Annotated in this window: 25 protein-coding genes; 17 read left to right on the top strand and 8 right to left on the bottom strand. The window is 76.0% G+C overall.

Features of this window, described 5'->3' with window-relative positions; genetic code table 11:
• Nucleotides 1-139 precede the first annotated feature (139 nt).
• From EJK16_RS13530 to EJK16_RS13570, 9 genes are read left to right on the top strand one after another with little or no spacing between them, the layout of a single operon-like run.
• A complete protein-coding gene (locus tag EJK16_RS13530; protein ID WP_127130159.1) occupies nucleotides 140-1,825 on the top strand; it encodes a carbamoyltransferase C-terminal domain-containing protein in 1,686 nt (561 codons plus the stop codon).
• The gene (locus tag EJK16_RS20650) at nucleotides 1,822-3,495 is read left to right on the top strand and encodes an HAD-IIIA family hydrolase (protein WP_127130161.1); all 1,674 of its coding nucleotides are present in this window, start codon (nucleotides 1,822-1,824) and stop codon (nucleotides 3,493-3,495) included. The genes EJK16_RS13530 and EJK16_RS20650 overlap by 4 nt, the downstream gene beginning before the upstream one ends.
• A complete protein-coding gene (locus EJK16_RS13540; protein ID WP_205739761.1) occupies nucleotides 3,492-4,592 on the top strand; it encodes a glycosyltransferase family 9 protein in 1,101 nt (366 codons plus the stop codon). Before EJK16_RS20650 ends, EJK16_RS13540 begins: the two co-directional genes overlap by 4 nt.
• Nucleotides 4,589-5,548, top strand: a complete 960-nt coding sequence (locus EJK16_RS13545) for a glycosyltransferase (RefSeq protein ID WP_127130163.1) — start codon at nucleotides 4,589-4,591, stop codon at nucleotides 5,546-5,548. The genes EJK16_RS13540 and EJK16_RS13545 overlap by 4 nt, the downstream gene beginning before the upstream one ends.
• The gene (locus tag EJK16_RS13550) at nucleotides 5,545-6,765 is read left to right on the top strand and encodes a glycosyltransferase (protein WP_127130165.1); all 1,221 of its coding nucleotides are present in this window, start codon (nucleotides 5,545-5,547) and stop codon (nucleotides 6,763-6,765) included. Before EJK16_RS13545 ends, EJK16_RS13550 begins: the two co-directional genes overlap by 4 nt.
• Nucleotides 6,762-7,373 carry an SIS domain-containing protein gene (locus EJK16_RS13555; protein ID WP_240646061.1) on the top strand — a complete coding sequence of 204 codons (612 nt, stop codon included), beginning with the start codon at nucleotides 6,762-6,764 and terminating at the stop codon, nucleotides 7,371-7,373. The genes EJK16_RS13550 and EJK16_RS13555 overlap by 4 nt, the downstream gene beginning before the upstream one ends.
• On the top strand, nucleotides 7,370-8,884 hold the full coding sequence (locus EJK16_RS13560) for a PfkB family carbohydrate kinase (protein ID WP_127130169.1): 1,515 nt from the start codon (nucleotides 7,370-7,372) through the stop codon (nucleotides 8,882-8,884). Before EJK16_RS13555 ends, EJK16_RS13560 begins: the two co-directional genes overlap by 4 nt.
• Nucleotides 8,885-8,895: 11 nt before the next feature.
• Nucleotides 8,896-9,606 carry an SDR family oxidoreductase gene (locus tag EJK16_RS13565; protein WP_127130171.1) on the top strand — a complete coding sequence of 237 codons (711 nt, stop codon included), beginning with the start codon at nucleotides 8,896-8,898 and terminating at the stop codon, nucleotides 9,604-9,606.
• Nucleotides 9,603-10,592 carry a glycosyltransferase family 9 protein gene (locus EJK16_RS13570; RefSeq protein WP_127130173.1) on the top strand — a complete coding sequence of 330 codons (990 nt, stop codon included), beginning with the start codon at nucleotides 9,603-9,605 and terminating at the stop codon, nucleotides 10,590-10,592. The genes EJK16_RS13565 and EJK16_RS13570 overlap by 4 nt, the downstream gene beginning before the upstream one ends.
• Here the strand turns inward: EJK16_RS13570 and EJK16_RS20465 are convergent.
• The 4 genes from EJK16_RS20465 to EJK16_RS13585 are packed head-to-tail and all read right to left on the bottom strand — an operon-like array spanning nucleotide 10,576 to nucleotide 13,396.
• Nucleotides 10,576-10,704 carry a hypothetical protein gene (locus EJK16_RS20465; protein WP_255411506.1) on the bottom strand — a complete coding sequence of 43 codons (129 nt, stop codon included), beginning with the start codon at nucleotides 10,702-10,704 and terminating at the stop codon, nucleotides 10,576-10,578. The genes EJK16_RS13570 and EJK16_RS20465 overlap by 17 nt on opposite strands.
• Nucleotides 10,705-10,707: 3 nt before the next feature.
• Nucleotides 10,708-11,679 (bottom strand): UDP-glucuronic acid decarboxylase family protein, encoded by a 972-nt coding sequence (locus tag EJK16_RS13575; protein ID WP_127130175.1) that lies wholly within the window; start codon nucleotides 11,677-11,679, stop codon nucleotides 10,708-10,710.
• Nucleotides 11,676-12,656, bottom strand: coding sequence for a glycosyltransferase family 2 protein (locus EJK16_RS13580; protein WP_127130177.1), 981 nt, complete (start codon nucleotides 12,654-12,656; stop codon nucleotides 11,676-11,678). Before EJK16_RS13580 ends, EJK16_RS13575 begins: the two co-directional genes overlap by 4 nt.
• Nucleotides 12,653-13,396, bottom strand: a complete 744-nt coding sequence (locus EJK16_RS13585; protein ID WP_127130179.1) for an MBL fold metallo-hydrolase — start codon at nucleotides 13,394-13,396, stop codon at nucleotides 12,653-12,655. Before EJK16_RS13585 ends, EJK16_RS13580 begins: the two co-directional genes overlap by 4 nt.
• A 194-nt stretch (nucleotides 13,397-13,590) precedes the next feature.
• Here EJK16_RS13585 and EJK16_RS13590 point away from each other — a divergent pair, with 194 nt between their 5' ends.
• Complete coding sequence (locus EJK16_RS13590) at nucleotides 13,591-14,661, top strand: YihY/virulence factor BrkB family protein (protein ID WP_127130181.1); 1,071 nt, start codon at nucleotides 13,591-13,593, stop codon at nucleotides 14,659-14,661.
• Nucleotides 14,662-14,664: 3 nt separating this feature from the next.
• On the opposite strand, the gene EJK16_RS13595 is transcribed toward EJK16_RS13590, so the two are convergent.
• A complete protein-coding gene (locus EJK16_RS13595; RefSeq protein ID WP_127130183.1) occupies nucleotides 14,665-15,795 on the bottom strand; it encodes a sorbosone dehydrogenase family protein in 1,131 nt (376 codons plus the stop codon).
• A gap of 141 nt (nucleotides 15,796-15,936) precedes the next feature.
• Here EJK16_RS13595 and EJK16_RS19645 point away from each other — a divergent pair, with 141 nt between their 5' ends.
• From EJK16_RS19645 to EJK16_RS13605, 3 genes are all read left to right on the top strand, one after another.
• Entirely contained in the window at nucleotides 15,937-16,101 is a 165-nt protein-coding gene (locus EJK16_RS19645) for a hypothetical protein (RefSeq protein ID WP_164737348.1), read from the top strand.
• A 95-nt stretch (nucleotides 16,102-16,196) separates the two neighbouring features.
• On the top strand, nucleotides 16,197-17,441 hold the full coding sequence (locus EJK16_RS13600; RefSeq protein ID WP_127130185.1) for a zinc-dependent alcohol dehydrogenase: 1,245 nt from the start codon (nucleotides 16,197-16,199) through the stop codon (nucleotides 17,439-17,441).
• Nucleotides 17,438-19,078, top strand: coding sequence for an NAD-dependent epimerase/dehydratase family protein (locus tag EJK16_RS13605; RefSeq protein ID WP_127130187.1), 1,641 nt, complete (start codon nucleotides 17,438-17,440; stop codon nucleotides 19,076-19,078). The genes EJK16_RS13600 and EJK16_RS13605 overlap by 4 nt, the downstream gene beginning before the upstream one ends.
• A gap of 12 nt (nucleotides 19,079-19,090) precedes the next feature.
• Here EJK16_RS13605 and EJK16_RS13610 read toward each other — a convergent pair whose 3' ends face one another.
• Both EJK16_RS13610 and EJK16_RS20300 read right to left on the bottom strand, forming a co-directional pair.
• A complete protein-coding gene (locus EJK16_RS13610; protein WP_127130189.1) occupies nucleotides 19,091-19,306 on the bottom strand; it encodes a hypothetical protein in 216 nt (71 codons plus the stop codon).
• Nucleotides 19,307-19,437: 131 nt separating this feature from the next.
• Nucleotides 19,438-20,268, bottom strand: a complete 831-nt coding sequence (locus EJK16_RS20300) for a DNA polymerase subunit beta (RefSeq protein WP_127130191.1) — start codon at nucleotides 20,266-20,268, stop codon at nucleotides 19,438-19,440.
• Between the two features lie 96 nt (nucleotides 20,269-20,364).
• On the opposite strand from EJK16_RS20300, the gene EJK16_RS13620 reads away from it, so the two are divergent.
• On the top strand, nucleotides 20,365-21,525 hold the full coding sequence (locus EJK16_RS13620) for a glutamate--cysteine ligase (RefSeq protein WP_127130193.1): 1,161 nt from the start codon (nucleotides 20,365-20,367) through the stop codon (nucleotides 21,523-21,525).
• A gap of 88 nt (nucleotides 21,526-21,613) precedes the next feature.
• Here the strand turns inward: EJK16_RS13620 and EJK16_RS13625 are convergent, their stop codons facing one another.
• Entirely contained in the window at nucleotides 21,614-22,132 is a 519-nt protein-coding gene (locus EJK16_RS13625; protein WP_127130195.1) for a lipocalin-like domain-containing protein, read from the bottom strand.
• Between the two features lie 279 nt (nucleotides 22,133-22,411).
• Here EJK16_RS13625 and EJK16_RS13630 point away from each other — a divergent pair, with 279 nt between their 5' ends.
• From EJK16_RS13630 to EJK16_RS13640, 3 genes are all read left to right on the top strand, one after another.
• A complete protein-coding gene (locus EJK16_RS13630; protein ID WP_205739764.1) occupies nucleotides 22,412-22,915 on the top strand; it encodes an RNA polymerase sigma factor in 504 nt (167 codons plus the stop codon).
• A gap of 143 nt (nucleotides 22,916-23,058) precedes the next feature.
• Complete coding sequence (locus EJK16_RS13635; RefSeq protein ID WP_127130197.1) at nucleotides 23,059-24,639, top strand: hypothetical protein; 1,581 nt, start codon at nucleotides 23,059-23,061, stop codon at nucleotides 24,637-24,639.
• 522 nt (nucleotides 24,640-25,161) lie between these two features.
• Complete coding sequence (locus EJK16_RS13640; RefSeq protein WP_127130199.1) at nucleotides 25,162-26,676, top strand: HNH endonuclease signature motif containing protein; 1,515 nt, start codon at nucleotides 25,162-25,164, stop codon at nucleotides 26,674-26,676.
• Nucleotides 26,677-26,761: the final 85 nt, after the last annotated feature.

Raw genomic sequence — 26,761 nt, forward strand, 5'->3', positions numbered from 1 at the left:
AACAGTGGTGTGCCGCCCCGGCACCGGCAACTGGAAAGGTCGCCCGCGACTCGAGGTGCGAGAAGCGCTTCTCTGCTAGACAGTGTCATCGCAGTTGGTCAGTGGCGACTTGGTCCGATTTTCCGGAGGTTCACGCCTCATGCGAGTTCTCGGTGTCAATGCCCTTTTCCACGATCCCTCGGCCGCGCTCGTCGTCGACGGTGCGGTGGTCGCCGCCGCCGAGGAGGAGCGCTTCAGCAGGCGCAAGCACGGCAAGCGGCCCGTGCCGTTCTCCGCCTGGGAGCTGCCCGAGCTGGCCATGCGGTGGTGCCTCGCCCGCGCCGGCCTGCGGCCCCAGGACCTCGACGTCGTCGCCTACTCCTTCGACCCCGCGCTGGCCCGGCCCGCGGAGGAGATGGGCCTCGACGACCCGTGGGACCCCCTGCGCCTGACATACGCCGCGCGCGCCCCCCAGTTCCTCGCCGCCGCCCTGCCGGGGCTGGACCCGGCGACGGTCCGCTTCGTGCCCCACCACGTGGCCCACGCCGCGTCAGCGGCACTCGCCTCGCCCCACCCTCGCAGCAGCGTCCTGGTGCTCGACGGGCGCGGCGAGCACGCCTCCCACCTCGCCGGCCGGTACCGCGGGGGCGAGCTCGAGGTCCTCGCGAGCCAGGACCTGCCCCACTCCCTCGGCCTGCTCTACGAGTCCCTCACCGAGCACCTCGGCTTCCTCCGCTCGAGCGACGAGTACAAGGTCATGGCGCTGGCCTCCTACGGCACGCCCCGCCACCTGGAGGAGCTGCGCGAGCTCGTCGGCGTCACCGACGACGGCGGCTTCGTCGCGCCCGTCCCCGACTGGTCGCGGTGGGCCCCGCCGCGCGTGGACGACGGCACGTGGGGCGGTGACCACGCGGACCTCGCGTGCTCGGTGCAGGCCCGGCTCGAGGAGGTGCTCGTCGACCTCGCCCGCTGGGTCCACGACCGGACCGGGGACCGGGTGCTGACCATGGCCGGTGGGACGGCGCTGAACTGCGTGGCCAACTCGCGGATCTGGCGGGAGACGCCGTTCGAGGAGGTGTGGGTCCAGCCCGCCGCGGGCGACGCCGGCACCGCGCTCGGCGCGGCCCTGCAGGCCGCGGCGAACGGCGGGGACGAGCCCGTCCCGATGCCCGGCGCGGCGCTGGGCCGGTCCTGGTCCGATGACGCGCTGGCCTCCTGGCTGCGCGGCGCCGCCGTGCCCTTCACGACGCCGGAGGACCTCGCCGGGGAGGTGGCCGACATCCTCGCGGCCAACGGCGTGATCGGCTGGTTCGACGGGCGCAGCGAGTTCGGCCCCCGGGCCCTGGGGCAGCGGTCCCTGCTCGCACACCCCGGCTACGCGGAGAACCTCGAACGGCTCAACGACGTCAAGGGCCGCGAGCAGTTCCGCCCGGTCGCGCCCATGGTGCTCGCCGACCGCGCCGCGGAGATCTTCACCGACGGGCCCCTGCCGAGCCCGTACATGCTCTTCGTCCACACGGTCCGCCCGAACTGGCGCACCCGCATCGCCGCCGCGGTGCACGTGGACGGCACCGCCCGCATCCAGACCGTCGACCCCGCCGCCCAGCCGCGGCTGGGCCGGATGCTGCGGGCGTTCGAGGAACGCACCGGGCTGCCCGTCGTCATCAACACCAGCCTCAACACCGCCGGGCGGCCCATGGTCGACGACCCCCGCGACGCGCTCGAGCTCTTCGGCTCGGCGCCGGTGGACGCCCTCGTCGTCGGCCCGCACCTGGTGCGGCGGGCGCAGATGTTCGGGCGGGCGGACGCCGTCGGCGCCGTCGCCGCGGCCGGGGACCGGCCGTGAGCGCCCCGCCGCCGGCGCGGCCCGGGTACACGGTCGTCGTACCCACCATCGGGCGGCCCTCGCTGCGCGTCCTCCTCGCGGGGCTCGCGGCGCAGTGCCGCGATCCCGCGCACGCCCCGCCGGCGGAGGTCGTCGTGGTGGACGACCGCCCCATGCGTGCCGACGTCCCCGCACCGCTGGCCCTGCCGGGACTGCCCTGGCCGGCGCGCGTGCTGCGCTCGGGCGGGCGGGGGCCGGCGGCCGCCCGCAACGCCGGCTGGCGGTCCACGGGCACCGAGTGGGTCGCCTTCCTCGACGACGACGTCCTGGTGCCGGACGGGTGGTCGAGCCGGCTCGCCCTGGACCTGGCGGGGGCCGGCCCGGGGGTCGGGGGCGTCCAGGGCCGCGTGCAGGTGCCGCTGCCCGCGCACCGGCGCCCGACCGACTGGGAGCGCAGCACCGCCGGGCTCGAGGGCGCCGCCTGGATCACCGCCGACATGGCCTACCGCCGGGCGGCGCTGACGGCGGTGGACGGCTTCGACGAGCGGTTCCCGCGCGCCTACCGCGAGGACGCGGACCTCGCGCTGCGCGTGCGCCGCGCCGGCTGGGAGCTCGCCCGCGGCGAGCGGGAGGTGCTGCACCCCGTGCGCCCCGCCGACGACCGCGTCAGCATCCGCGTCCAGGCCGGGACGGCCGACGACGCGCTCCTGCGCGCCCTGCACGGCCCCTCGTGGCGGACCCTCGCCGCCACCGGGCGCGGCCGGTTCCCCTGGCACGTGGCCACCGTGGCCGCCGCGGCGGGCGCGGGCGCGGCGGCGCTGACCGGCCGGGCCCGGGTGGCGGGCGGCGCGGCCGCCGCCTGGGGGGCCCTGACGGCGGACTTCACCGTCCGCCGCATCAAGCCCGGCCCGCTGCCGACCGAGGAGGGCTGGCTCCGCGAGTGGCGGCGCATGGCGGTGACCAGCGTGGTCATCCCGCCGGCCGCCGTGTGGCACCGCCTGCGCGGGACGCTCGCCCACCGCCGGGCGCCCGCGTGGCCGCCCCCGGTGCGCGCGGTCCTCCTCGACCGGGACGGCACCCTCGTCCACGACGTGCCCTACAACGGCGACCCCGCGCTCGTGCGCCCGGTGGACGGCGCGGCCGGCGCGCTGGCGCGCCTGCGCCGCGCCGGGCTGCGCGTCGGGATGCTCACGAACCAGTCCGGGATCGGGCGCGGGCTCGTCACGGCCGAGCAGGTCGGCGCGGTGAACGCGCGCGTCGAGGCCCTCCTCGGCCCCTTCGACACGGTCCAGGTGTGCCCGCACGCCCCCGCAGACGGGTGCGCCTGCCGCAAGCCCGGCGGCCTCATGGTCCTGCGCGCGGCCGCCGCGCTCGGCGTCGCCCCCTACGAGTGCGCCGTGGTCGGGGACATCGGCGCGGACGTGGGGGCCGCGATCGCCGCGGGGGCCCGGGCGGTCCTCACGCCCACCCCCGTGACCCGCCGCGAGGAGGTCGCGGCCGCGCCGCGTGTCGCGGCCGACCTGGCCGCCGCCACGGACCTGGTCCTGGGGATGGCCCGGCCCCGCGCGTCCGCCGGCGCGAGCGCGGCGCCCGACCGCCGGGGCGCCGCCACCGGCCCGACCACGGGCGCGACCGCCGGCCCGGTCGGCGGCCGCGAGCGCCGCCGGCTCGGCGAGGAGGTGGCGGCGTGACCCGGGTGCTCGCCGTGCGGCTGGACAGCGACGGGGACGTGCTGCTGACCGGCCCCGCGCTGCGGGCGCTGGCCGCCACCGCGGACCGGCTGGACCTCCTCGTCTCCCCCGCCGGCCGTGCGGCCGGCGGGCTGCTGCCCGGGGTCGACGACGTGCTCGTCTTCGACGCCCCCTGGACCGGTTTCGCGCCCCCGCCGGTGGACGCGGGCGCGGTGGCTGCGCTCGTCGCCGGGCTCGCCGGGCGCCGGTACGACCGCGCGGTGATCTTCACGTCCTTCCACCAGAGCCCGCTGCCCATGGCGCTGCTGGCCCGCCTGGCCGGGGTCGGCGCAGTCGCGGCCACCAGCGTCGACTACCCGGGCTCGCTGCTGGACGTGCGCCACCACCGGCCGGACGGCCTGCACGAGGTCGAGGCGGCGCTGGCCCTGGCGCGGGCGGCCGGTGGCGCCCTGCCCGCCGGGGACGACGGCCGCCTCGCCGTGCGCGGCCCGCTGCCCGCGGCCGGCCACCTCCTGCCGGACCGGCCGTACGTGGTCCTGCACCCCGGGGCGTCCGTGCCGGCGCGGGCCATCGCCCCGGCCCACGCCGGGGCCATCGCCGCGGCGCTCGTGGCGGCGGGCTGGCCGGTCGTCGTCACCGGCGGGGCGGCGGAGCGCGACGTCGCCGCCCGGGTCGCCGCGACGGCAGGGCGAGGGGTGGTCGCGGCGGCCGCGGAGGGGGCGGCCGATGCGCCGGCACCCGAGGGGGCCGGGGCGGCCGAGGTGGTGGACCTTGCGGGGCGCACGAGCTTCGCGGAGCTCGCGGCGGTGCTCGCCGGGGCGGCCGCCGTCGTCGTCGGCAACACCGGCCCGGCGCATCTGGCCGCCGCCGTCGCCGCCCCGGTGGTGTCCCTGTTCTCCCCCGTCGTGCCCGCCGAGCGCTGGGCGCCCTACGGCGTGGACGCCCAGGTCCTCGGCGACCAGCACGCGGCCTGCGCCGGCAGCCGGGCGCGCGCGTGCCCGCTCCCCGGCCATCCCTGCCTGACGGGGGTCGCACCGGCCCGCGTGGTCGAGGCGGTGCACGCGCTGGCGAGGGCCAGGACGGTGGTGCCGGCATGAGGGTGCTCATCTGGCACGTGCACGGCTCGTGGCTCACGTCGTTCGTGGCCGGGGCGGACGACTACCTGATCCCGGTGCTCACCGACCGGGGCCCCGACGGGCGCGGCCGCGCCCGGACCTGGGCCTGGCCGGCGAGCGCCCGGGAGGTCACCCCGGCAGGGCTTCGCGCGGAGGGCTGTGACGTCGTCGTGCTGCAGCGCCCCCACGAGATCGACCTGCTCGAGCGGTGGACCGGGCTGCGCGCGGGCGTCGACGTGCCCGCGGTCTACGTCGAGCACAACGCCCCGCCCGGGCCGGCGGCCGCCACGCGGCACCCGCTCGCGGAGCGCGGGGACCTGCCCGTCGTGCACGTCACCGCGTTCAACGCCCTCATGTGGGACTGCGGCGACGCCCCCACGACCGTCATCGAGCACGGGGTGCCCGACCCCGGCTACCGCTACACCGGGGAGGACGAGCGGCTCGGCGTGGTCGTCAACGAGCCGGTGCGCCGGTGGCGGGTCGCGGGCACCGACGTGCTGCTGGCGATGGCGGAGCAGGTGCCCGTGACGGTCTACGGCATGGGCATGACGGCGCTGGCCGAGCGGGCCCCCGCGCTGGCCGGGCACCTGCACGACGACGTCCCGCAGGCCGCCATGCACGAGCTGCTCGCGCACCACCGCGCGTACCTGCACCCCTACCGGTGGACCTCCCTGGGGCTGTCCCTCGTGGAGGCGATGAGCCTGGGCATGCCCGTGCTCGCCCTGGCCACCACCGCGGCGCCGGAGTCCGTGCCCGCCGGCGCGGGCGTCGTCAGCGCCGACCCGGACGTCCTCACCACCGCCGCGCGCCGGTGGCTGCGCGACCCCGACGAGGCGCGCGAACGGGGCCGCGAGGCCCGCCGGCACGCGCTGGGTCGCTTCGGCCTGGACCGGTTCCTGTCCGACTGGCAGAGGTTGCTGAAGGAGGTAGGCCCATGAGGATCGCGATGGTCTCGGAGCACGCCAGCCCGCTGGCGGCCCTCGGCGGTGTCGACGCGGGCGGGCAGAACGTCCACGTCGCCGCGCTCGCCTCCGAGCTCGCCAAGGCCGGCCACCAGGTGGCGGTGTACACCCGGCGGGACGACCCGTCGCTGCCGGACCAGGTCGAGATGCTGCCCGGGGTCCACGTCGTGCACGTGCCCGCGGGTCCGGCGGACCACCTGCCCAAGGACGAGCTCGTCCCCTACATGCCGGAGTTCGGTCGGTGGCTCGCGCGCGCGTGGGGCCAGGGCACCCTCCCGGACGTGGTGCACTCCCACTTCTGGATGTCCGGGCTGGCGGCCCTGGAGGCGGCCCGCATGGTGCGGGTGCCGGTCGTGCACACCTTCCACGCGCTCGGCTCCGTCAAGCGCCGCCACCAGGGCGCCCGCGACACGAGCCCGGTGGGCCGCGTCGACGCCGAGACCCGCATCGCGCGGCGCGCGGACCTGGTGATCGCGACGTGCTCGGACGAGGTCGCCGAGCTGCGCCGCCTGGGGGTGCCCGACACCCACGTGACGGTCGTGCCCTGCGGGGTCGACGTCCAGCGCTTCTCCCCGTCGCCGGAGGGCGCCGGGGAGCCGGACGCGGGGCACGCACACCAGCTCCTCTGCGTGGGCCGCCTCGTCGAGCGCAAGGGCGTGGACACGGTGATCGAGGCGCTGGCCGCGCTCCCCGGCACGGAGCTCGTGATCGCCGGCGGGCCGCCCGCGCACCGCCTCGGCGACGACCCCGAGGCCCGGCGGCTGCGCGAGCTGGCGGACCGGCTCGGCGTCGGGCGGCGGGTGCGCTTCCTCGGCAGCGTGCCGCACGCGCGGATGCCCGACGTGATCAGGGCCGCGGACGTCGTCGTCGCCACCCCCTGGTACGAGCCGTTCGGCATCGTCCCCCTCGAGGCCGCGGCGTGCGGCCGGCCGGTCGTGGCGAGCGCCGTCGGCGGCATGCTGGACACGGTCGAGCACGGGGCCACCGGCCTGCTCGTGCCCCCGCGCGACGCGGCGGCGGTGGCGCAGGCGCTGCAGACGCTGCTCGCGGACCCGGCGCTGCGGTCCCGCTTCGGCGCCCGGGCCCGCCGCCGGGCCGTCGCCCGGTATGGCTGGGACCGCGTCGCGCGCGCCACCGAGCGGGCCTACGCCCCGCTGGTGGCGGCATGCGGGGCCGGGGAGGCGACGGCGTGAGCGCGCTCGGCTGGATCGACGAGCACGAGCGCGAGCTGCTCGAGGGGCTCGCGGCCCTGCGCGAGGACGCGGGCACGGTGGAGGCGTGGGGGTGCCGCCTGGCGGAGCGGCTCGTCGGCGGCGCCCGGCTGCTCGCCGCGGGCAACGGCGGCAGCGCCGCCGAGGCGCAGCACCTGACCTCGGAGCTCGTGGGCCGCTTCCTCGCGGAGCGGCGCCCGTTCTCCGCCATCTCGCTGTGCGCGGAGAGCTCCAGCCTGACCGCGATCGTCAACGACTACGGCATCGAGGAGATGTTCGCCCGCCAGGTGGAGGGGCACGGGCGCGAGGGGGACGTCCTCGTGCTCCTCTCGACGTCCGGGCGCAGTCCCAACGTGCTGCGCGCCGCCGAGCGCGGGCGGGCCCTCGGGCTGGAGGTGTGGGGCATGACCGGCCCGGCGCCCAACCCGCTGGCGGCGCGCTGCCACGAGGCCCTGTGCGTCCCCGCGCCCTCGACCGCGGCCATCCAGGCCGTGCACCTCGTGGCCATCCACGCGCTGTGCGCGGCGGTGGACGAGCAGCTCGCGGTCCGCGAGTCGCGGCCCCTCGCCCTGCGGCAGGCGAGCGCGTGAGCGGGGCGGACCGGCGCCCGCACGTCGTCGTCGTCGGGGACGTCGTCCTCGACAGCGACGTCGAGGGCCGGGTCGAGCGCCTCAGCCCGGACGCGCCCGTCCCGGTCGTGGACGTCACCGGCACGCGCGCCAGCCCCGGCGGCGCGGGGCTCGCGGCGCTCCTCGCCGCCCAGGGCGCCCGCGTCACCCTCGTGGCCCCCCTCGCCGACGACGCCGCCAGCCACCAGCTCGCGGACCAGCTCGCGCCGTCGGTGACCCTGGTGCGGCTGCCGCACGAGGGGCCGACCCGGCGCAAGACCCGGGTGCGCAGCGGCGGGCAGTCGCTGGTGCGCGTCGACGACGGCGGGCCGGGCACCCCCGGCGAGGTGGACGCCGCGGCCGTGGCCGCCGCGCTCGGCTCGGCCGACGCGATCCTCGTCTCCGACTACGGGGCGGGCGTCACCCACCACCCCGTGCTGCGGTCCCTGCTCGCCGACGCCGCCCGCGAGCGCCTGCTCGTCTGGGACCCGCACCCGCGCGGCGGCGTGCCCGTACCCGGGGCCGCGCTGGTCACCCCCAACCTGGCCGAGGCGCGCCGCGGCGCGTCGGACGGCGGCCCGGCGGAGGTCGGCGCCGCCGAAGCGCCGCCCGACGTCCTGGCCGCCCGGCTGGCCCGCACGTGGGGTGCCCGCGCGGTGTGCGTGACCGCCGGGGCCACGGGCGCGTTCCTCGCCACGGCCGGGACGGAGCCGGTGTTCACGCCCGCCGCGGCGACTCGCGGCGGTGACCCCTGCGGGGCGGGCGACCGGTTCGCCGCCTCCGTGACCGTGGCGCTCGGCGCCGGCGCGCTGCTCTCGGAGGCCGTCGAGCGGGCGGTCGCCGACGCGTCGGCCTGGGTCGCCGCGGGGGGCGCGGAGGCCTTCCGCGCCCGCGACGGCGGAGCCGGCCGGCACGCCTTCGGCGCGCCGGGCGCGGAACCCGCGACGTCGGCCGGGGGCGCGCGGCGCACCGGCGCCTCCGCCGGTGCGGGCGGTGCCGGCGACGGGGTGGCCGGCGCCACCGAGGGCGCGGCGATCGAACGCCTGGCCGCGCGGCTGCGCTCCGACGGCGGCACGCTGGTCGCGACCGGCGGGTGCTTCGACATCGTGCACGCCGGGCACGTCGCCACGTTGCAGGCGGCCCGGCGGCTCGGCCACCACCTCGTCGTCCTGATGAACTCCGACGCCTCCGTCACGCGGCTCAAGGGGCCCGGGCGTCCGGTGGTGCGCGCCGCCGACCGGGCCCGCGTGCTGGAGGCCTTCGACTGCGTCGACGCCGTCGTCGTCTTCGACGAGGACGACCCGGTCCGCGCCCTGGCGCACCTGCGCCCCGACGTCTGGGCCAAGGGTGGGGACTACGGCGGCGCGCCCCTGCCCGAGGCCGAGACGGTCCGCGCCCACGGCGGCCGCGTCATCCTGCTGCCCTACCTGGGCGGGCGCTCCACCAGCACGATCATCCAGCGCTCGGCGCTCGCCCGGGCGCCCCGACCCTGAGGGAGACCTGCATGAACCAGCAGACCACCAGTACGCCGCGCGACGTCGGGACCGTCTTCGTCACCGGCGGGTCCAGCGGCCTGGGCGCCGCCGTCGTCGCCGCCGTCGCGGGGGCCGGCGGCACCCCCGCCGTCCTCGACCGCGCCGCCCCCGGCGAGGGCGTGCCCTACGTCCAGGTGGACCTCGCCGACTCCGCCGCGGCCGCCGCCGCCGTCGAGCGGCTCGCCGAGACCGTGGGGCCGCCGTCGGCCGTGGTCACCGCCGCCGGCATCGACGCGTGTGGGCCGCTGGCGGAGATCGACGCCGAGGCGTGGGAGCGGGTCGTGCGCGTCAACCTCTTCGGCACGGTCGCCGTCGTGCGCGCCTGCCTGCCCTACCTGGAGCGCGCGCGGGGGACGGTCGTGACGGTCTCCTCCACGCTCGGGCTGCGCGGCGTGAGCGACGCGACAGCCTACAGCGCCTCGAAGTTCGCCATCCGTGGCTTCACGCAGGCGCTGGCCGCCGAGCTCGCCGGCAAGGTCGGCGTCACGCTCCTCGTGCCCGGCGGGATGCGCACCCCGTTCTTCGACGGACGCACCGAGCAGTACAAGCCCGGTCCGGACGCCGACCTCAACGACCCCGCGCACACCGCGGCCACCGTCCTCACGGCGCTGCGCCAACCGGTCGGCAGCGAGATCCGCGAGATGCTCGTCATGGCGTCCGGGGAGAGCTCCTGGCCGTGACCGACGGTTCGGACCCCGGGCACGGCGACGTGCTCGTCCTGCGCGCCCTCGGCCTCGGCGACGCCGTCACCGGCATCGCGGCGCTGCGCGGCGTGCGGCGCGCCTGGCCGGGGCGACGCGTCGTCCTGGCCGCGCCGCCCACCGTCGGGGGGTGGTTGCGCGGGCTCGGCGTCGTCGACGAGGTGCTGCCCACCGCCGGCCTCGCGCCGTTCACGTGGCCCGGGCGCGAAGGGCGGGGCGGGCGCCACGTCGCGGTGAACCTCCACGGCGGCGGGCCCGAGAGCCACCGGCTGCTGGCCGCGACCCGCCCCGCGGAGCTCGTCGGGTTCGCGTGCGCGGCGGCGGGTCACCCGGGCGGGCCGGACTGGCGCGCGGACGAGCACGAGGTCGGGCGCTGGTGCCGGCTGGTGCGCTCCGCGGGCGGCCCGTGCGACGTCGAAGACCTGCGCCTGCCGTCCCCGGGCGCGCGCGGCGCCGACGTCGTGCTCCACCCGGGCGCGGCGTCGGGGTCGCGGCGCTGGCCGGTGCAGCGGTGGGCGTGGCTCGCCCGGCGCCTGGCGCGGGCGGGCCACCCCGTCCTCGTGACGGGCTCGTCGGCGGAGCGGGCGCTGTGCGACGAGGTGGCCCGGACCGCCGGCGGCGCGCGGTCGGTGCGCTCGGTCGCCGGAACGCTGGACCTCCCGGCGCTGGCCACCCTGATCGGGCGCGCCCGCCTGCTCGTGTGCGGCGACACCGGGGTGGCGCACCTCGCCACGGCGTTCGCCACGCCGTCGGTGCTCCTGTTCGGGCCGACCCCGCCGGCGTGGTGGGGCCCCGCCATCGACCCGGACCGCCACACCGTCATCTGGCACGGCACGTCCCCCGGCGATCCCCACGCCGCCGAGGTGGACCCGGCGCTTGCCGCGGTCACCCGGGAGGAGGCCGCCGCCGCCGCCGACGCGCTCCTGGCGGGCCGGCAGGGGCAGCCCCTCAGCTGGCGGCGGTGAAGCGCTCGCCCGGCGCGATGACCGGGGCGGGGGAGACGGCGGTCCAGCTCAGGGCGTCGGTGGCGCGGAACAACGCCGCCGCGACCAGTCCGATTCCGTGGGCATGCCCCATCGGTCACGCGGAGGCACTCAGCGCGGCGTCGAACCACTCCACGGTCCGCCCCAGGCCCTCCTCCCACGGGACGCGGGGCTCCCAGCCCAGGACGGCCGCGGCGAGCGTCGTGTCGGGCCGGCGGACCTCCGGGTCGTCGACCGGGCGCTCGACGAGCTCGATCGGCGAGGCCGACCCGGTGGCCGCCAGGACGTCCTCGGCGATCCGGCGCACGGTCCGCTCGCTGGGGTTGCCGATGTTCACCGGGCCGGGATGGTCGGCGGCCGCCATCGCGAGGACGCCCTCGACGAGGTCGGCGACGTAGCACACGGACCGGGTCTGGCTGCCGTCGCCGGCGACGGTCAGCGGCTCGCCCGCGAGGGCCTGGCGGATGAACGTGGGGATCGCGCGGCCGTCGTAGGGGCGCATCCGCGGCCCGTAGGTGTTGAAGATCCGCACGATGCCCGTGTCGACGTCGTACGTGGAACGGTAGGCGGTGGTCAGCGCCTCGGCGTACCGCTTGGCCTCGTCGTAGACGCCGCGCGGCCCGATGGGGTTGACGTGGCCCCAGTAGTCCTCGGGCTGGGGGTGCACCTGCGGGTCGCCGTACACCTCGGACGTGGACGCGAGGACGAGCCGCGCCTCCTTGTCCCTGGCCAGGGCGAGGGCGCGCTCGGTCCCCACGGACCCCACCCGCAGCGTCTCGATGGGCAGCTGCAGGTAGTCCACGGGGGACGCGGGCGAGGCGAAGTGCAGGATGAGGTCGACCGCGCCCCGCACATGGGTGTTCTCGGTGACGTCGCAGTGCACCAGCTCGAAGCCGGGCCGCCCCATGAGGTGCGCGAGGTTCGCCGGGGTGCCGGTGAGGAAGTTGTCCAGGCACACCACCTGCCAGCCGCGGGCCAGGAGCGTCTCGCACAGGTGGCTGCCGAGGAACCCCGCGCCGCCGGTGACCACCGCCCGTCCCGCACGTCCCGCGTCGTGAAGCGTCCTCATGGGTGCTCTCCTCGTTCGGCGGCCGGGGTGGGTTCTCGCACCGGCGCGGGCCGGGCGTGGCCGCCGCCCGGGCGCTCGAGCAGGTCCAGCAGCTCCAGCACCCGCGGCGACGTCGGCCGCCGGGCCCGCAGGGCGAGGGGAAGGTCGCGGGCCGCGTCGAGCGCGCCGGCCCGGGTGGCGGCCCCGGCGGCGACGGCGCGCCGGGCGCGGGCGGCCACCCTGTCCCACGGCAGCCGCATGGCGGCCGTGAGGAGGCTCGACCGGGTGATCGCGCGCACGCGCTCGTCGGGGGCGTGGCGGCGCGGGGAGGGATGGTGGTGCACGACGACGTCGTCGAGGTACGTCATCGCCCAGCCCGCCTCGGCGAGGTCGAGGGCTACGCGCTCCTCCTCGCCGGGGAACCGCACGACGGGGTCGAAGCCGCCGGTGGCCAGGAACGCCTCGGCGCGGACCATGGCCGCGCACGCCACGAAACCCAGGAGCGCCGCGCCGGGCACGCCCGGCGCGGGCGGCAGCGGCGAATCGGCCATCTCCGCGCACACGGGGTCCAGCCGCTCCTGGGGGCCCACGAGGATCCGCCCGTTGAGCAGGGCGAGCGAGGGGTGCTCCGCCAGCACCCGCGCGGCGTCGACGAGCGCGCCCGGCGCCCACCACGAGTCGTCGTCGGCGAACGCGACGAAGGGGGTGCGGGCCCGCCGGACCCCGATGGTGCGGGCGAACGCGCCCGCGTTGCGGCGCAGCGGCACCACGGTGACGTGCGGGTGCCGCTCGCGGACCGCCGCGACGCTGCCGTCCGTGGAGGCGTTGTCGACGTAGACCACCGGGGCGCGGTGCCGGGCGAGGCTCGCGAGCAGCTCCTCGCGCCGGTCGCGGCTGGCGACGACGACGGTGACCCCGGGGGCCCCGGCCCCGCGGTCCTCGGCCTCGGCCTCGGCGCCGCCGCCCGCGCTCGCGCCGCCGCTCGGGCCGCCGCTCATGCGGGCCCCGCCGCGACGGCATGCTCGACGGCGGCGGCGATGCCGCCCGGCCACGGTTCGCCGTGGCCGGTCAGGACGGTGCGCGCACCGGTGGCCGCCAGCGCCTCGAGGGACCGTAGCGCCATGGCGGAGTCCGCCGTCGCCGCCCCCGCGATGATGCGCGGGCCCGTGCGGGCCGTGTACGGGTCGAGCGTGACGAGGGCGTCGCCGCTGAGCAGCGTGTCGCGGCCCGGCAGGTGCAGCGCGCAGTGCCCGAAGGTGTGCCCCGGGCTGAACACCACGCGCGGGTGGCCGGGCACGTCCAGCTCCGCCCCCGGCACCAAGGGCCTCGTGCCCTCGACGCCGCGCACCCACAGCGCCCCCGCCCGGGCCATCGCCGTCAGGATCGGGACGGCTCGGGGGTAGCGCACCGGGTAGAGGCCGCGCATGTTCTCGTGGGCGTACCGGTAGGGGTGGGCCGCGAGGAACTGCTCGTCCTCGTGCGCCCACACCGGCATCCCCAGCCTCCGCTGCAGCCGCCGCGCCACCCCGACGTGGTCGAAGTGGGCATGGGTGAGCACGAGGGCCCGGACGTCCCGGGGAGCGAAGCCGAGCTCCCCGATCGCGCGGCCCAGCAGCGGCCAGAAGGCCGGCAGCCCGGCGTCGACGACCGTGAGGCCGTCGTCGTCCTCGACGAGGTAGCAGTTGACGTAGGCGTGCTCCAGGCGGTGGACGCCCTCGGCCACGTTGTGCGCGAGCATCGTTCCCCCGTTGGGTCGGCGACGGGTGCTGCCCTTCTCCGCGGGCCCCACGGTGGCACGGGCGTCGGCGGGTCGCATCCGGGCGACGGCGGGGCCCAGGCGCCGCCCGTTCCGCCCGGTTGCGGGGTGGGCGCGGCGGGCGCAACCTTGCACGAGAAACCGGCTTCGGCCCCCGACTCCCCCGGAGGACCGCCATGGCGTCCCAGAACCGCACGGCCCAGCCCGACGACGACGTGAAGCCGGACTCCCCCACCGAGATCAAGAAGCCGTCGTGGGGCTACGTGCTGCGCAAGACGCTGCGGGAGTTCCTCGACGACCAGTGCACGGACATCGCCGCCGCGCTGACGTACTACGCCGTGCTCTCGATCTTCCCGGCGCTCATCGCGCTGGTGTCCGTGCTCAGCCTGGTCGGGCAGGGGGGCACCACCAACTCGATCGTCGGCATGGTGGAGAAGTTCGTCCCCGCGGAGGCCATGAAGACCCTCGGGCCCATCATCGACCGCCTCACGTCGGCGCCGGCGCCGGGGTTCGGCCTCATCCTCGGCCTCCTCGTGGCGCTGTGGACGGCCTCGAACTACGTCAACGCGTTCTCGCGGGCCATGAACCGGATGTACGAGATCCCGGAGGGCCGGCCGTTCTGGAAGCTGCGGCCCACGATGTACGTGCTGACGGCGGTCATGCTCGTCCTCGTCGCGCTGGCCGGGGTCCTGCTCGTGGTCTCCGGGCCGATCGCCCGCGCGATCGGCGACGCGATCGGCCTGGGCCCGGCCGCCGTGACCGCCTGGAACATCGCGAAGTGGCCAGTCCTGCTCGCCGTCGTGATCGTCATCATCGCGCTGTTGTACTACGTCACCCCGAACATCAAGCAGCCGAAGTTCCACTGGATCAGCATCGGCGCGATCATCGCCATCGTCATCGGGGCGCTGGCCTCGTTGGCCTTCGCGTTCTACGTCGGCAACTTCGGCAGCTACGACGCCACGTACGGCACGCTCGCCGGCGTCATCGTGTTCCTGCTGTGGCTGTACATCATGAACCTGGCCCTGCTCTTCGGCGCCGAGTTCGACGCCGAGCTCGAGCGCGGCCGCGAGCTCCAGGCGGGCATCCCGGCCGAGGAGAGCGTCCAGCTGCCGCCCCGCGACACCCGCGCCAGCGACAAGAAGGCGGCGAAGGAGCGCGAGGACATCGAGAAGGGCCGCGCGCTGCGGCTGTCCCGCGGCGACACCGCCGACGCCGACGAGGTCGACGAGGTCGACGAGAAGCGGTGAGCCTCAGCCCAGCGCGGCCGGGTCGAGCACCACGACCCGGTCGTCGCCGGGGCGCGGGTCGCCGCGGAAGGTGTTGCTCGTGACCACCCACAGGTCCCCGGCGTCGTCGGTGACCACGGTGCGCAGCCGCCCGTACGTCCCCTCCAGCAGCCGTTCGGGCTTGCCGACGACGTCGCCGCCCGGCACGAGCGGCACCCGCCACAGGGACTCCCCGCGCAACGCCGCCAGATAGACCGCGCCATCCGCCACCGCGATCCCGCTCGGTGACGCGTCGTCCGTGGGCCACTGCACCAGCGGGTCCGTGAAGCGCGCCGGCCCGCCATTCCCCTCGACCTCCGGCCAGCCGTAGTTGGCGCCGGGCTCGATGAGGTTGAGCTCGTCCCACGTGTCCTGGCCGAACTCGCTCGCGAACATCCGCCCGTCGGCGTCCCACGCCATGCCCTGCACGTTGCGGTGCCCGAGCGACCACACCCGGTTGCCGAACGGGTTGCCCGGGGCGGGGCGGCCGTCCGCGTCGACCCGCAGGATCTTCCCGCCGAGCGAGCCGGTGTCCTGGGCGCGGGACGGCTCCCCGGCGTCGCCCGTGGCGATGTAGAGGTACCCGTCCGGCCCGAAGGCGAGCCGCCCGCCGTTGTGGTTGCCCGCCCGGGGGATGCCCTCCACGATGACGGCCTCGGGGGTCGGTACGCCACCGGCCAGGTGCAGGCGCACCACCCGGTTGTCGTCCGCGGCGGTGAGGTAGACGAAGACCGCGCCGTCCCGCGCGAAGCCCGGGGACACGGCGACACCGAGCAGCCCACCCTCGCCCTGCGCGGCCACGCCCGCGACCCTGCCGAGGCTCCGGGGCGGCTGCCCCTCGCGGATCTGGAGCACCTCACCGCGGTTGCGCAGGGTCACCAGCGCGGAGCCGTCCGGCAGGAACGCCAGGCCCCACGGCACGTCGAGACCGCTCGCGACGACGCGGGCCGGCGCCGGGCTCGGCACGGCCGTGGGGCCCGGCTCCGTCGTCGCCGGCGCGCTGGTGGGCTGCGGGCGCTCCTCGGGCGACCGGGTCCCGCACGCGCCGAGGAGCAGCACGGCGAGCGCGGCCGCCGTGAGGCGGCGCGCGCGCGCGACCCGCCGGCGTCCGGCCATGCCTCATTGTCCCGGCGCCGGCCGATCTGTCACCCACTTCCGCTCCGGAGTACTTCCCTCGGGCCAGGGCCGAGGAAAGTACTCCGGAACGCGGAGAGGTCCCCGGATGCGACCGCGGCGGGGCGGTGCCACCGTGGACGTATGAGCGAGAACACCTCCACCCCGACCAATCCCTCCGAGGAGCCCTACGACCCGGCCAAGGACCCCGACGCCGACCCCGGGAGCCTCAGCTCCCGGGAGGGCGCCGAGCAGCCGGACCAGGCCGAGGGCGAGGACGACGAGGCTGTCGACACCGGCCACGCCTGAGCCAGCTCCACGAGCACCGGCCACCCGGTGCAGCGAGGCACCGACGAACCGGCGGCGGCAGCTCCGCGGCGCGCCGCCCCACGAGGAGGCAGCACGTGCGCGCACTGACCTGGCAGGGCAAGGAGGACGTCCGCGTCGAGACCGTCCGCGACCCCGTCCTGAAGGAACCGACCGACGCGATCATCCGGGTCACCTCGACCGCCATCTGCGGCTCCGACCTGCACCTGTACGGCGTGCTCGGGGCGTTCATCGACGCCGGCGACATCCTCGGGCACGAGCCGATGGGCATCGTCGAGGAGGTGGGCCGCCAGGTCACGCACATCAGGCCCGGCGACCGGGTGGTGGTCCCGTTCAACATCGCCTGCGGGTCCTGCTGGATGTGCACGCGCGGCCTCCAGAGCCAGTGCGAGACCACGCAGGTCCGTGACCAGGACAAGGGCGCGGCGCTGCTCGGGTACACGAAGCTCTACGGCCAGGTCCCCGGCGGGCAGGCCGAGTACCTGCGGGTCCCCCAGGCCCACTACGGGCCCATCCCGGTGCCCGCCGACGACGAGCCCGACGAGCGCTACCTCTACCTCTCCGACGTCCTGCCCACCGCCTGGCAGGCGGTCGAGTACGCAGACGTCCCCATGGCGGGGTCCGTCGTCGTCCTCGGCCTGGGACCGGTAGGGCAGATGTGCGCCCGCATCGCGCGCCACCGCGGCGCGGCGCACGTGATCGGCGTCGACCTCGTCCCCGAGCGTCTGGCCATGGCCCGCCGCCACGGGGTGGACACCATCGACCTGCGCGAGGTCACCGACCTGCCCGAGACCGTGCGCGGCCTGACCGCCGGCCGCGGTCCGGACTCCGTGATCGACGCCGTGGGCATGGAGGCCCACGGCTCGCCCGTCGCCAAGGGGGCGCAGGCCGGCGCCGGCTACCTGCCGGACCTCATCGCGCGGCCGCTGATCAAGAAGCTCGGGATCGACCGCCTCGCCGCGCTGCACCAGGCGCTCAGCACGGTCCGCCGCGGAGGCACCGTCTCCCTCTCCGGCGTCTACGGCGGCGCGGTGGACCCCATGCCGATGATGGAGATGTTCGACAAGCAGCTGACCGTGCGGATGGGCCAGGCCAACGTCCGGCGCTGGCTCGACGACCTCATGCCCCTGGTCAGCGACCCGTCCGACCCCCTCGGGGTGCTCGACCTGCGCACCCACCGCCTGCCGCTGGAGGACGCGCCGTCGGCGTACGCGAAGTTCCAGAAGAAGGAGGACGGCTACATCAAGGTCGTGCTCGACCCGACGCTCCCGGCCAACCCGGACGGCGCGGCCGGGTCGCCCTCGACGGAGGGTCGGCCGTGAGGGTCGCCGTCGTCGGAGGCTCCGGGAACGTGGGCACGGCCGTCGTGCGCGCCCTGGTGGCCGAGCCCTCGGTGACCTCGGTGCTGGGCCTCTCCCGCCGGGTGCCGGACCGCGGCGCGAGCCCGTACGACGCGGCGGAGTGGGCCAGCGCCGACGTCGGCGCACCCGCGGCCGACGACGCCGCGGAGGAGGCGATCGTCGCGCGCCTGGCGCGGGCCCTGACGGGGGTCGACGCCGTCATCCACCTCGCGTGGCTCATCCAGCCCAACCGGCAGCGCGAGAAGCTGCGCCGCACGAACGTCGACGGCACCCGGCGGGTGGCCCTGGCGAGCGCCCGCGCCGGCGTCAAGCATCTCGTGGTCGCCTCCTCGTGGGCGTCCTACTCGCCCGTGGACGACGACATCCCCCGGGACGAGAACTGGGCGACCGGCGGCATCCGGACCTCGCACTACAGCGTGGACAAGGCGGCCCAGGAGCGCGTGCTCGACGCCTTCGAGGTGGCGAACCCCGGCGTCGTCGTCACGCGGATGCGCACGGCGCTGATCTTCCAGGCCGACGCCGGGGCCGAGATCGTGCGGTACTTCCTCGGGCCGTTCGTGCCGCTCGGGCTCCTGCGGCCCGGCACGTTGCCCATGCTGCCGCTGCCCTCCGGGATCAGGCTCCAGGTGGTCCACGCGGACGACGTCGCGCAGGCCTACCTGCAGGTCGTCCTCCAACGGGCGGGCGGGGCGTTCAACGTGGCCGCCGACGAGATCCTCTGGCCCAAGGACCTCGCCCGGATCATCGACCACGGCCGCCTCATCCAGGTCCCGCCGGGCCTGATCCGGCCGGTCGTGGCCCTGGCCTGGGAGGCGCGCCTGCTGGCGTCGGACGCCGGGTGGCTCGACATGGCCGTCGGCGTGCCCGTCATGGACACCACCCGGGTCCGCACCGTGCTCGGCTGGACGCCGCGCCACAGTGCCGAGCAGACCCTGCGCGAGATGCTCCTCGGGATGGTGGAGCGCCGCGGCACCGCCAGCTCGCCGATGCGCCCGCACGAGACCCAGTTCCGCGACGCTCCCGAGGAGGCGGCGGGCCGCCACCGCGGGAGCCAAACCCCAGGAGACGTCATGGACGCCCATGTTCCAGGCCACATCGACGCGGGCCTGCTCGGCCTCTACCTCTCCGACCACCTCACCGGCGCCACCGGCGGGCACAACCTGATCGAGAGGATGTCGGGGGCCTACGCCGACACCGAGCTCGGCCCGGAGCTCGCCCGGCTCGCGAGCGAGATCGGGGAGGCGCGCACCGCCCTGCGCGCCGTCATCGACGCCCTCGAGCTGCCTCGACGCCCGTACCGCCAGGCCGCGGCCTGGGTGGCAGAGCGCGTCGGCCGCCTGAAGCTCAACGGCCGCCTGACGCAGCGGTCCCCGCTCAGCCTCGTGCTCGAGCTGGAGCTCATGCGCAGCGCGGTGGCCGGCCAGCTCGGCCTGTGGCAGACCCTGGCCGACCTCGCCGACGACCTCCGCCTGCCGCGGGAACGGTTCGAGGAGCTCAGCGACCGCACGCGGGACTTCTCCGCACGGCTCGAACGCCTGCACGAGGCCGCGCGCCGCACCGCCTTCCGCGAGGGCGAGAAGGTCGGGAACGCGGGCTGAGCCCGCGCGCCGTCAGTCCTGCGGGTCCGGTTCGGCCCGCAGGAGGTCCGCCGCCTCCTCCTCGGGGCGCGGCGGGACGGTCTCGTCCTCCTCGAGGAGGACCGGATCGAAGTGCGGGTCGTGGCCGCTGCCCGCAGGGTCAGACGGCGGCTGCCGCGGCACGGGCGGCTGCCCGGTGCCCGGCTGCTGCCCGGAGTGCGGCGGCTGCCCGGTTGGCTGCGAAGACATGTGGCCTCCCTCGTTGATGGGCCCAGCGTAGGTCTCGCGCCGTCGCCGCGCCGCCGGTGGCCCGGGCGGTCTGGTCCGGCCACGGTGCGCACGCCCGCCGATGCGGCGGGCGGCGGCGGCTCGCGGCGGGATCAACGAAGGCGCTTGATGACGTCCCGCACGAGGACAAGGCCGCTGTCGACCGCGACCTCGAGCGGCTCGGCCGCCATGCCGAGCGCCGAGAGGATGCCGTGCGCGCGTGCGGAGAAGCCCTCCGGCGCGCCGGGCAGGCGGTCGGCAGCGGTGATCGCCCCCTTCTCGTCGACCAGCCAGTGCCCGGCGTGGCCGTGGATCGCGTGGGCGCACAGTGTGAAGGCCCGGAAGAGGCAGCCCGCGACGTAGGTGGTGTCCCGGCGCGGCACGGCCTTGAGGGCGACCTCGACGAGCAGCACGGCCTCCCCGAGGCAGTCCGCGAGGGCGCGGCGCAGCGCGGGCGGGTACTCCTGGAACTCGTCCTTGAGGGCTGCCAGCTCACCGGTGGGGTCGGCCAGGACGACGGCGAGCGCCAGCTCCCCGGCATACGCGAAGTCCGGCACCCCGAACGGGTGTCCGACCTCGGCATGGAAGGCGAACACCCCGCGCTGCGCGCCCTCCCATGCCGACCGGACACGGTCCAGGTCCCGGTAGGTCCAGTCGAGGGCGACGCCCTTCACCCGCAACCACGCCCCGCCGTCGACCCACGGCCCCCACTCCCCGGGGGCGCTCACCTCGGCGCCCGGACCGTACACGTCACGGGCGACGACGCCGAGTGCGCCGACGTCGAGCGGCGCCCGGTAGTACAGGCCCAGCTCGACGTCGGAGTCCGGGTGGTGGTCGTCGCGCGGCCTTCCTCCGGCGCGCGTCACGCCGACCACGCCATCCACCGCGGTCAGCCGTCCCGCGACCGCCGCCAGCACCTCGCCATCGAGGCTTGCGCCGTCCATGCTCCGATCGTCCCGCTCGCGCGGCGACGGGGCGACCCGACGCCGGGTGGTCGTTTCCGTCATGCCGCGCCGGCGCGGCTGCCCCACACTGGCGGTGTGCGCACCGTCGGTGTGGAGGAGGAGTTCCTGCTCGTCGACCCCGAGAGCGGGCAGGCGCTGGCCGTCGCCGCGCAGGTGCTGGCCGAGGCGAAGGCACGCGCGCCGCTCCCGACGGTGAGCCCCTACCGCGACGCCACCGGGTCCGGTCCTGTCGACACCCCGGGAGGCCGCCTCGTCCACGAGATGGGCCAGGAACAGGTCGAGTCCGGCACCCGGCCGCACACGAGCCTCGCGGAGCTGGAGGACGAGCTGTGCGAGCTGCGCCGCCGCGCCGAGGTGGCCGCGGCGGCCGCCGGAGCCGGCGTGGCCGCCCTGGCGACCTCCCCGTTGCCGGTTCGCACCCGCGTCGTGACCCGGCCCCGGTACGAGGCGATGGCCCGACGGTACGGGCTCACGGCCCGCGAGCACCTCCTCTCCGGCTGCCACGTGCACGTCGCCGTGGACAGCCGCGACGAGGCCGTGGGCGTGCTCGACCGGGTCCGGGTCTGGCTGCCGTCGCTGCTTGCCCTGAGCGCCAACTCGCCGTTCTGGCAGGGCGTCGACACGGGGTACGCGAGCTACCGCTCCCCGGTCATGCTGCGATGGCCCTCGGCGGGGCCGACGGAGATCTTCGGGTCGGCGGCCGCGTACGACGCTCTCGTGGCGGACATGCTGGCCTCCCGCGTCCTGCACGACGCCGGGATGGTGTACTTCGATGCCCGCGCGTCCTACCGCTACCCGACGGTGGAGATCCGGACGGCGGACGTGTGCCTGCGCGCCGCCGACGCGGTCCTCGTCGCGGCCCTGTGCCGCGCGCTGGTGGAGACGGCAGCAGCGGAGTGGGCGTCCGGCGAGCCCGCGCCGCCGGTACGGGCCGCCGTCCTGCGGCTAGCGTCCTGGCAGGCGGCGTGCGAGGGGATCGACGGCGTGCTGCTCGACCCCCTGACCGCGCGTCCCGTCCCGTCCAGCTCCGTGCTGGCAGCCCTCGTGACCCACGTCCGCCCGGCGCTGCGGGCCTACGGTGACGAGGGCCTCGTCGACGAGCGGCTCACCCGCGTCCTCGCCCGCGGCAACGGCGCGCGTCGCCAGCGCGCCGTGCTGCGGCGCACCGGCAGCCTCGCCGACGTGGTCGCCGACGCGGTTCGGGTGACCGCCGGCCGCGGCGACCAAGACCCGTGACGGACGCGGCCGCCGCGCCCGGAGGCTGGCGAGAGACCGCCGGGCAGCAGACCTTCGGCAATGGGCGGCCAGCGGCGCGGGCGCCCGGTCAGTTCACGGCGGGCTTGACCCCGAGGCTCGGCTGGGCCCGCTTCCACACCAGGCGGGGCTGCTTGGCCTTCGCCTTGGAGATTTCCGGCAGCGAGGACAGCGTCAGCTGGTCACCGTCGAGCTCGACGTGGCGGTCCTCCAGCTCCGCGACCCGGTTGGGGTAGAGGGAGACGGACATGCGGTGCTTGAGGACGTGCGTGTCCTCGTCCACCTGGAACGGCCCGGAGTAGGCGACATAGCCCTCGACCGCGGCCGTCTCCTCCTCGGCCGTGCCCTGGTACGCACCGGCCGAGGCATACGGGGCGCGGTCGCCCGCCATGAGCTGGGCGGACATGTAGCCGTCCGGCGTGTACAGCATGACCCCCGTGACGTCCTTGCCCATCGGGTACGTGACCTTGCCGTCCTTGCCGGTGGCCGTGTACGAGACGAGCTCCCACGTGCCGATGATCTGCTCTCGCAGGCGCAGCGGGAGACGGCTGCTCCGGTCCCGAACTCCACCCTCTTGCTGAACAGACATCTGCGCTCCTTCTCATCAGGCACGACTCGTAGCCGGTAGCAAAGCAGAGATGCCCTGCGCCGTTGCCCCGTTCCGCGGCCTCTTCAGTGCTCGTACGAATTCAGTCGATCTCTGGCGCCTCACGCGCCGGTCCTCCTGGCATCTTGGCACCTGGCGCGGGCGATCGCGCTGCGAAGCGCCCACGGCGGACCGTGACGCATGCCTCTCCCGGACCACCGTCCGGGCGGTCGTCCCGTCGCCGACCGGCAAGATGAGCGCGCGTGACGACATAGGCAGGACGTGAGGACCACGAGCGAGAGAGCGACGGTGGCGGTGCGCGACGACTCATGGTTCGACGACCTTTTCCGGACCCATGCCACGCACGTGTACCGCTATTTCGTGCGGCGCGCGCCGCACGACGCCGAGGACCTCACCGCTGATGTCATGGCCGTCGCATGGCGGCGACGGGCGGACGTCCCCGCCGGCTCGGAGCTGCCGTGGCTGTACCGCACCGCCGGATACGTGCTCGCCAACCACCGGCGCAAGAAGGCGGCCGTGCCCGTGGAGCACCTCCCCCTGGGCGCCGACGACACCGACCCCGCCGACCTGGTGGTCGGGGACGACGACGCACGCGCCGCGCTGCGCGCGCTCAGCCCGCGCGACCGTCAGATCCTGCTGCTCCACGCGTGGGAGGGGCTCGGTGGTGAGGAGCTCGCCGTCGTCCTGGGGATCTCGCGCGGCGGCGCGGACGCCGCCCTCTCCCGTGCCCGCGCGCGCCTCGGCGCGGCGTGGTCGGCGCGGTAGGCGCCGAGCGAGCCCGGTCGCGGCGCGGTAGGCGCGGTAGGCGCCGAGCGAGCCCGGTCGCGGCGCGCAAGAAGCTCCGCCGCTGCCACACATGAGAGGTGCAGGCGCCGGTACCCACCCGGCGGGCAAGAAGGAGAACTGCCATGCGTGACGAGGACGATCGCGTCGAGGGCCAGCCCGACGGTCGCGTCGAGGGCTCGCCCGAGGACGCCGCTCTGGACCGGCTACGTGCGGCGGACCCCGCGGCGGGCGCCCGGACGGACCTCGCGCGCCTGCGCGGCCTCGTCGCCGCGCGTGTCGCGGCTCAGGAGGCGGAACGGTCGGCCGCCGCCGTGGCGGCCGACGCGGGTGGGGCGATCGGCGGGGGTGAGCGCGGTGACGCCCCGGCCGACGACGGTCCCGTCACCGCCGTGGCCGATGCCGGTGCGGTCCGCGCCGATGCCCGCGCGGCCCGCACCGATGTCCGTGCGGTCGGTAACGGCGCCCGTGCGGCGAGTAACGGTGACCATGCCGCCGGCAACGGTGCCTATGCGGCGAGTAACGGTGCCCGGGCGGCCCGTACCGGCCGGAGCCGATGGACCGTCGCCGCGGTCGCCGCGGGCGCCCTCGTCGTCGCGTCCGCCGGCTTCGGCCTCGGCCGCACCACCAGCCCGGCCACGGAGACGGCGGCACCGGCGATCACGCTCGCCCCGCCCGGCGGTGAGGCAGCCGGAGGCCCGGCGGACCACACCGCGGGGACGACCGGCGTGGCCCCCGAGACGTTTCCCTCCCCGTGGCCGCCGCCGCGGAGCACCTTCCACGCCGCCGGCCTGTCACACGCCACGGGCACCGCGACCGCCTGGACGTTCGACGCGCGCACGACGTTCACCGCCGAGCGGACCGCAGACCTCGCCGCGACCCTCGGGGTGACCGGCGAACCGCGACTGCAGGACGGCATGTACCTGGTCGGCCCGCAGGACGGGACCGGCCCGTCCCTGATGGTCTTCGCCGACGGCCAGACCACCGTGAACTACTACGACCCGCTGGCGTGCCCGCCTGACGGCAGCGCGTCGGGCGGCGCCGGCGCGCCCGCGCCCGCTCCCGACCAGTGCGACCCGGGGGTGCCCGCTCCCGACCGCGCTGCCGCGACGGACAAGGCGCGGACACTCCTGGGCGCCATCGGCCTGGACCCTGCGGCGTTCGAGTACGAGTCCGCCGACTCGGGGGACAGCACGCTCACGTCCGTGACCGCCTATCAGGTGATCGCCGGCCAGCGGACCGGCCTGGCCTGGTACGTCACCCTGAGCGGTGCCGGAGTGCAGTCGTTGAGCGGGCCCCTCGCCCCCGTGACGGAGCTCGGCACCTACCCGGTGGTGAGCCCCGTCGAGGCGGTGGCGAGGTTGATGGACCCCCGCTTCGGGATGCTCGGCGGATTCTCGATCCTGGACCCGGCGGCCGCCCGGGACGGTGCGGCCGCACTCGCAGCTCCAGGCGGGACGACCGCCGACGCCCCCGCCTCCTCGTCGGCGCCCACCGCTCCACCGGTTCCTGCCGAGCCAGGGTCGCCGGTGCCCTGGCCCGTCGGGGACGTTGCCATCACCACCGCCCGGCTGGGCGTCGCCCAGTACACCCCCGCATCCGGGGCCACGCTGCTCGTGCCCTCATACGAGCTGAGCTCCGACGACGGGCGCAGCTGGTCCGTGCTGGCGGTGGATGAGAGCGCACTGGATATGGCGGTTCGCTGAACGTCGCGTGCCGGCGGTTGTGCGGGCCGCTCAGTTCTGCACGGGTGATTCATCCGCCTTGGCGGCAGATTGACGATGTGGTGATTCTTGTTGAAGGACGGTGCGGTCCGCGTTCTCGCGGGAAGGCTCATGCCGGCGCCACGTTGACTCGGCGCTGAAAAATCCCCAGCACCATGTCCGCCTGGGCGCGGCGTGCACAACCTAGGGGGTGCAGGGTAAGCGCATGGCACGGATCTACCGTCGCCCGTAGGGCCTGGCGCGTCGGCGCAGGGCTACGCGCTGGCGCAGCCTCGGCGTAGGGCTACGCGCTGACATGCCAGCTCTGCTCCACATATTGCGCCGCTCTCCTATGATTCCGCCCCCATTCGCGGGGCATTGTTTCCACAGGCATGAGTAACCACAGGGGGCGTTGTTGCCACCGTTTCCACAAATTCAATCCACAGTGCCACAAACCTTGTCCATCGCACGTGTGTTCGATAGGTTTGTTGCAGGTGCTCGTCCGACGTGGGGAGGTGGCTGGGGATGTCATCCACCGAGCAGGCCACCTTCCCGGCCGCCAGCCCGGGCGCCGCGCTGGCCGCGGGCCTGGCCACCCTCCAGGAGACCCTGGCCCTGCTGCACACCATCGACCTTCACGAGGTACCCGGCTCCGGCGTCCTGGCCGCGCTGGACGGCATCGAGCAGGCCCGCCGCAAGACCGAGTCCCTCGCCGCCCGCGCACTGGCCACCATCGAGGCCGACGGCATGTGGGCGCTGGACGGGGCCCGGTCCATGCCCGCCTGGTACCGCGCCCGCACCGGCAAGCACCCCGCCGCCGCCGCGCGCGAGGTCCGGCAGGCCCGCGCGCTGCGCGACCACCTGCCCGCCACCGCCAAGGCCCTGGCCAAGGGTGAGATCAGCACCGACCACGCCGCGGCCCTGGTCAAGCACACCACCGACACCGAGGGCCGCCGCGACCGGCTCACCGATCCCGACGTCGGCGAGGACTTCCTCCTCGGCCACGCCAAGACCCTCGACGCCGCCGACTTCACCCTCGCACTGCAGGACTGGGGTACCCGCGCCGACCCCGACGCCACCGACCGCGCCTACCAGGAACAGACCCTGCGCGAGGAGTTCACCCTGGCCAAGACCACCGACGGGTACCACGCCCGCGGCTGGCTCTCCCCCACCAACGGCCAGCTCCTCCAAACAGCCCTGACCGCCCGCACCGGCACCCCGGCCAAGACCGACACCCGCACCCCCGCCCAGCGCCGCGCGAACGCCCTGATCGGCCTCGCGCACCTCGCACTGGACTCAGGGACCCTGCGCCCCGGCGCCCGCATCCGCCCCCACCTGGCCGTCACCGTCCCGTTCGACACGCTGCAGCGCCTCGTCGCCGCAGCCGCCATCCGGGCGCACCGCCCCGGCTGCCCCACCACCGGCCCCGGCGCCGCCTTCGGCCTCACCCCCGCCCCCACTGGCCGACCCGCGAGAGCAGGCGGTGAAGGCCACCCCGACGCCGCCGTCGCGGCTTCAGGCGGTCTCACCGGTCTGCCCGCCGCGGCCGGGTGCGCGGACGGCGACACGTGCACCTGCCAGCCCGGCACCCTCATCGAGGCCGGCCCCGACGCTGCCGCCATGGCGGACACGCCGACCGCGACCCTCGAGGACGGCACGATCCTGTCCCCCGCCCTCCTAGCCCGGCTCGCCTGCGACAGCCAGATGCACCGCGTCGTCTTCGGCCCCGACTCCGAGATCCTCGACGCCGGCCGCGAACAACGCCTGTTCACCGCCGCCCAGACCCGCGCCATCATCGCCCGCGACAAACGCTGCCAATACCCCCACTGCCACGCCCCACCCGGCGAGGGCGAGATCCACCACTCCATCGCCTGGTGGGCCCAGTTCGGCTCCACCAACATCAACCTCGGCGTCCTGCTCTGCTGGTACCACCACGACTGGGTCCACGCCCACGCCATCACCATCGAACGCCGCAACGGCCACTGGACCTTCCTCCGCCCGGACGGCACCACCATCGGCGATGCCGCCCTCGCCGCCTGACCGCTTGAACTGGTTCCCAACTCAGAGACTCAGTTGGACATCGGGTCTGCGAGGGACCACCCGGGAGAATCCGAGAGCGACGAAC

The sequence above is a fragment of the Georgenia sp. SYP-B2076 genome (genome assembly GCF_003991205.1).
In the GTDB taxonomy this organism is placed as follows: Bacteria; Actinomycetota; Actinomycetes; order Actinomycetales; family Actinomycetaceae; genus Georgenia.

Coding starts and splice junctions, on each gene's coding strand:
- EJK16_RS13550 (WP_127130165.1), top strand. CDS start 5,545: ATGAGGATCGCGATGGTCTCGGAGCACGCCAGCCCGCTGGCGGCCCTC.
- EJK16_RS20300 (WP_127130191.1), bottom strand. CDS start 20,268: ATGGACGGCGCAAGCCTCGATGGCGAGGTGCTGGCGGCGGTCGCGGGA.
- EJK16_RS13625 (WP_127130195.1), bottom strand. CDS start 22,132: ATGTCTGTTCAGCAAGAGGGTGGAGTTCGGGACCGGAGCAGCCGTCTC.
- EJK16_RS13575 (WP_127130175.1), bottom strand. CDS start 11,679: ATGAGGACGCTTCACGACGCGGGACGTGCGGGACGGGCGGTGGTCACC.
- EJK16_RS20465 (WP_255411506.1), bottom strand. CDS start 10,704: ATGGGGCATGCCCACGGAATCGGACTGGTCGCGGCGGCGTTGTTCCGC.
- EJK16_RS13640 (WP_127130199.1), top strand. CDS start 25,162: ATGTCATCCACCGAGCAGGCCACCTTCCCGGCCGCCAGCCCGGGCGCC.
- EJK16_RS13530 (WP_127130159.1), top strand. CDS start 140: ATGCGAGTTCTCGGTGTCAATGCCCTTTTCCACGATCCCTCGGCCGCG.
- EJK16_RS13565 (WP_127130171.1), top strand. CDS start 8,896: ATGAACCAGCAGACCACCAGTACGCCGCGCGACGTCGGGACCGTCTTC.
- EJK16_RS13545 (WP_127130163.1), top strand. CDS start 4,589: ATGAGGGTGCTCATCTGGCACGTGCACGGCTCGTGGCTCACGTCGTTC.
- EJK16_RS13580 (WP_127130177.1), bottom strand. CDS start 12,656: ATGAGCGGCGGCCCGAGCGGCGGCGCGAGCGCGGGCGGCGGCGCCGAG.
- EJK16_RS19645 (WP_164737348.1), top strand. CDS start 15,937: ATGAGCGAGAACACCTCCACCCCGACCAATCCCTCCGAGGAGCCCTAC.
- EJK16_RS13635 (WP_127130197.1), top strand. CDS start 23,059: ATGCGTGACGAGGACGATCGCGTCGAGGGCCAGCCCGACGGTCGCGTC.
- EJK16_RS13585 (WP_127130179.1), bottom strand. CDS start 13,396: ATGCTCGCGCACAACGTGGCCGAGGGCGTCCACCGCCTGGAGCACGCC.
- EJK16_RS13590 (WP_127130181.1), top strand. CDS start 13,591: ATGGCGTCCCAGAACCGCACGGCCCAGCCCGACGACGACGTGAAGCCG.
- EJK16_RS13595 (WP_127130183.1), bottom strand. CDS start 15,795: ATGGCCGGACGCCGGCGGGTCGCGCGCGCGCGCCGCCTCACGGCGGCC.
- EJK16_RS13610 (WP_127130189.1), bottom strand. CDS start 19,306: ATGTCTTCGCAGCCAACCGGGCAGCCGCCGCACTCCGGGCAGCAGCCG.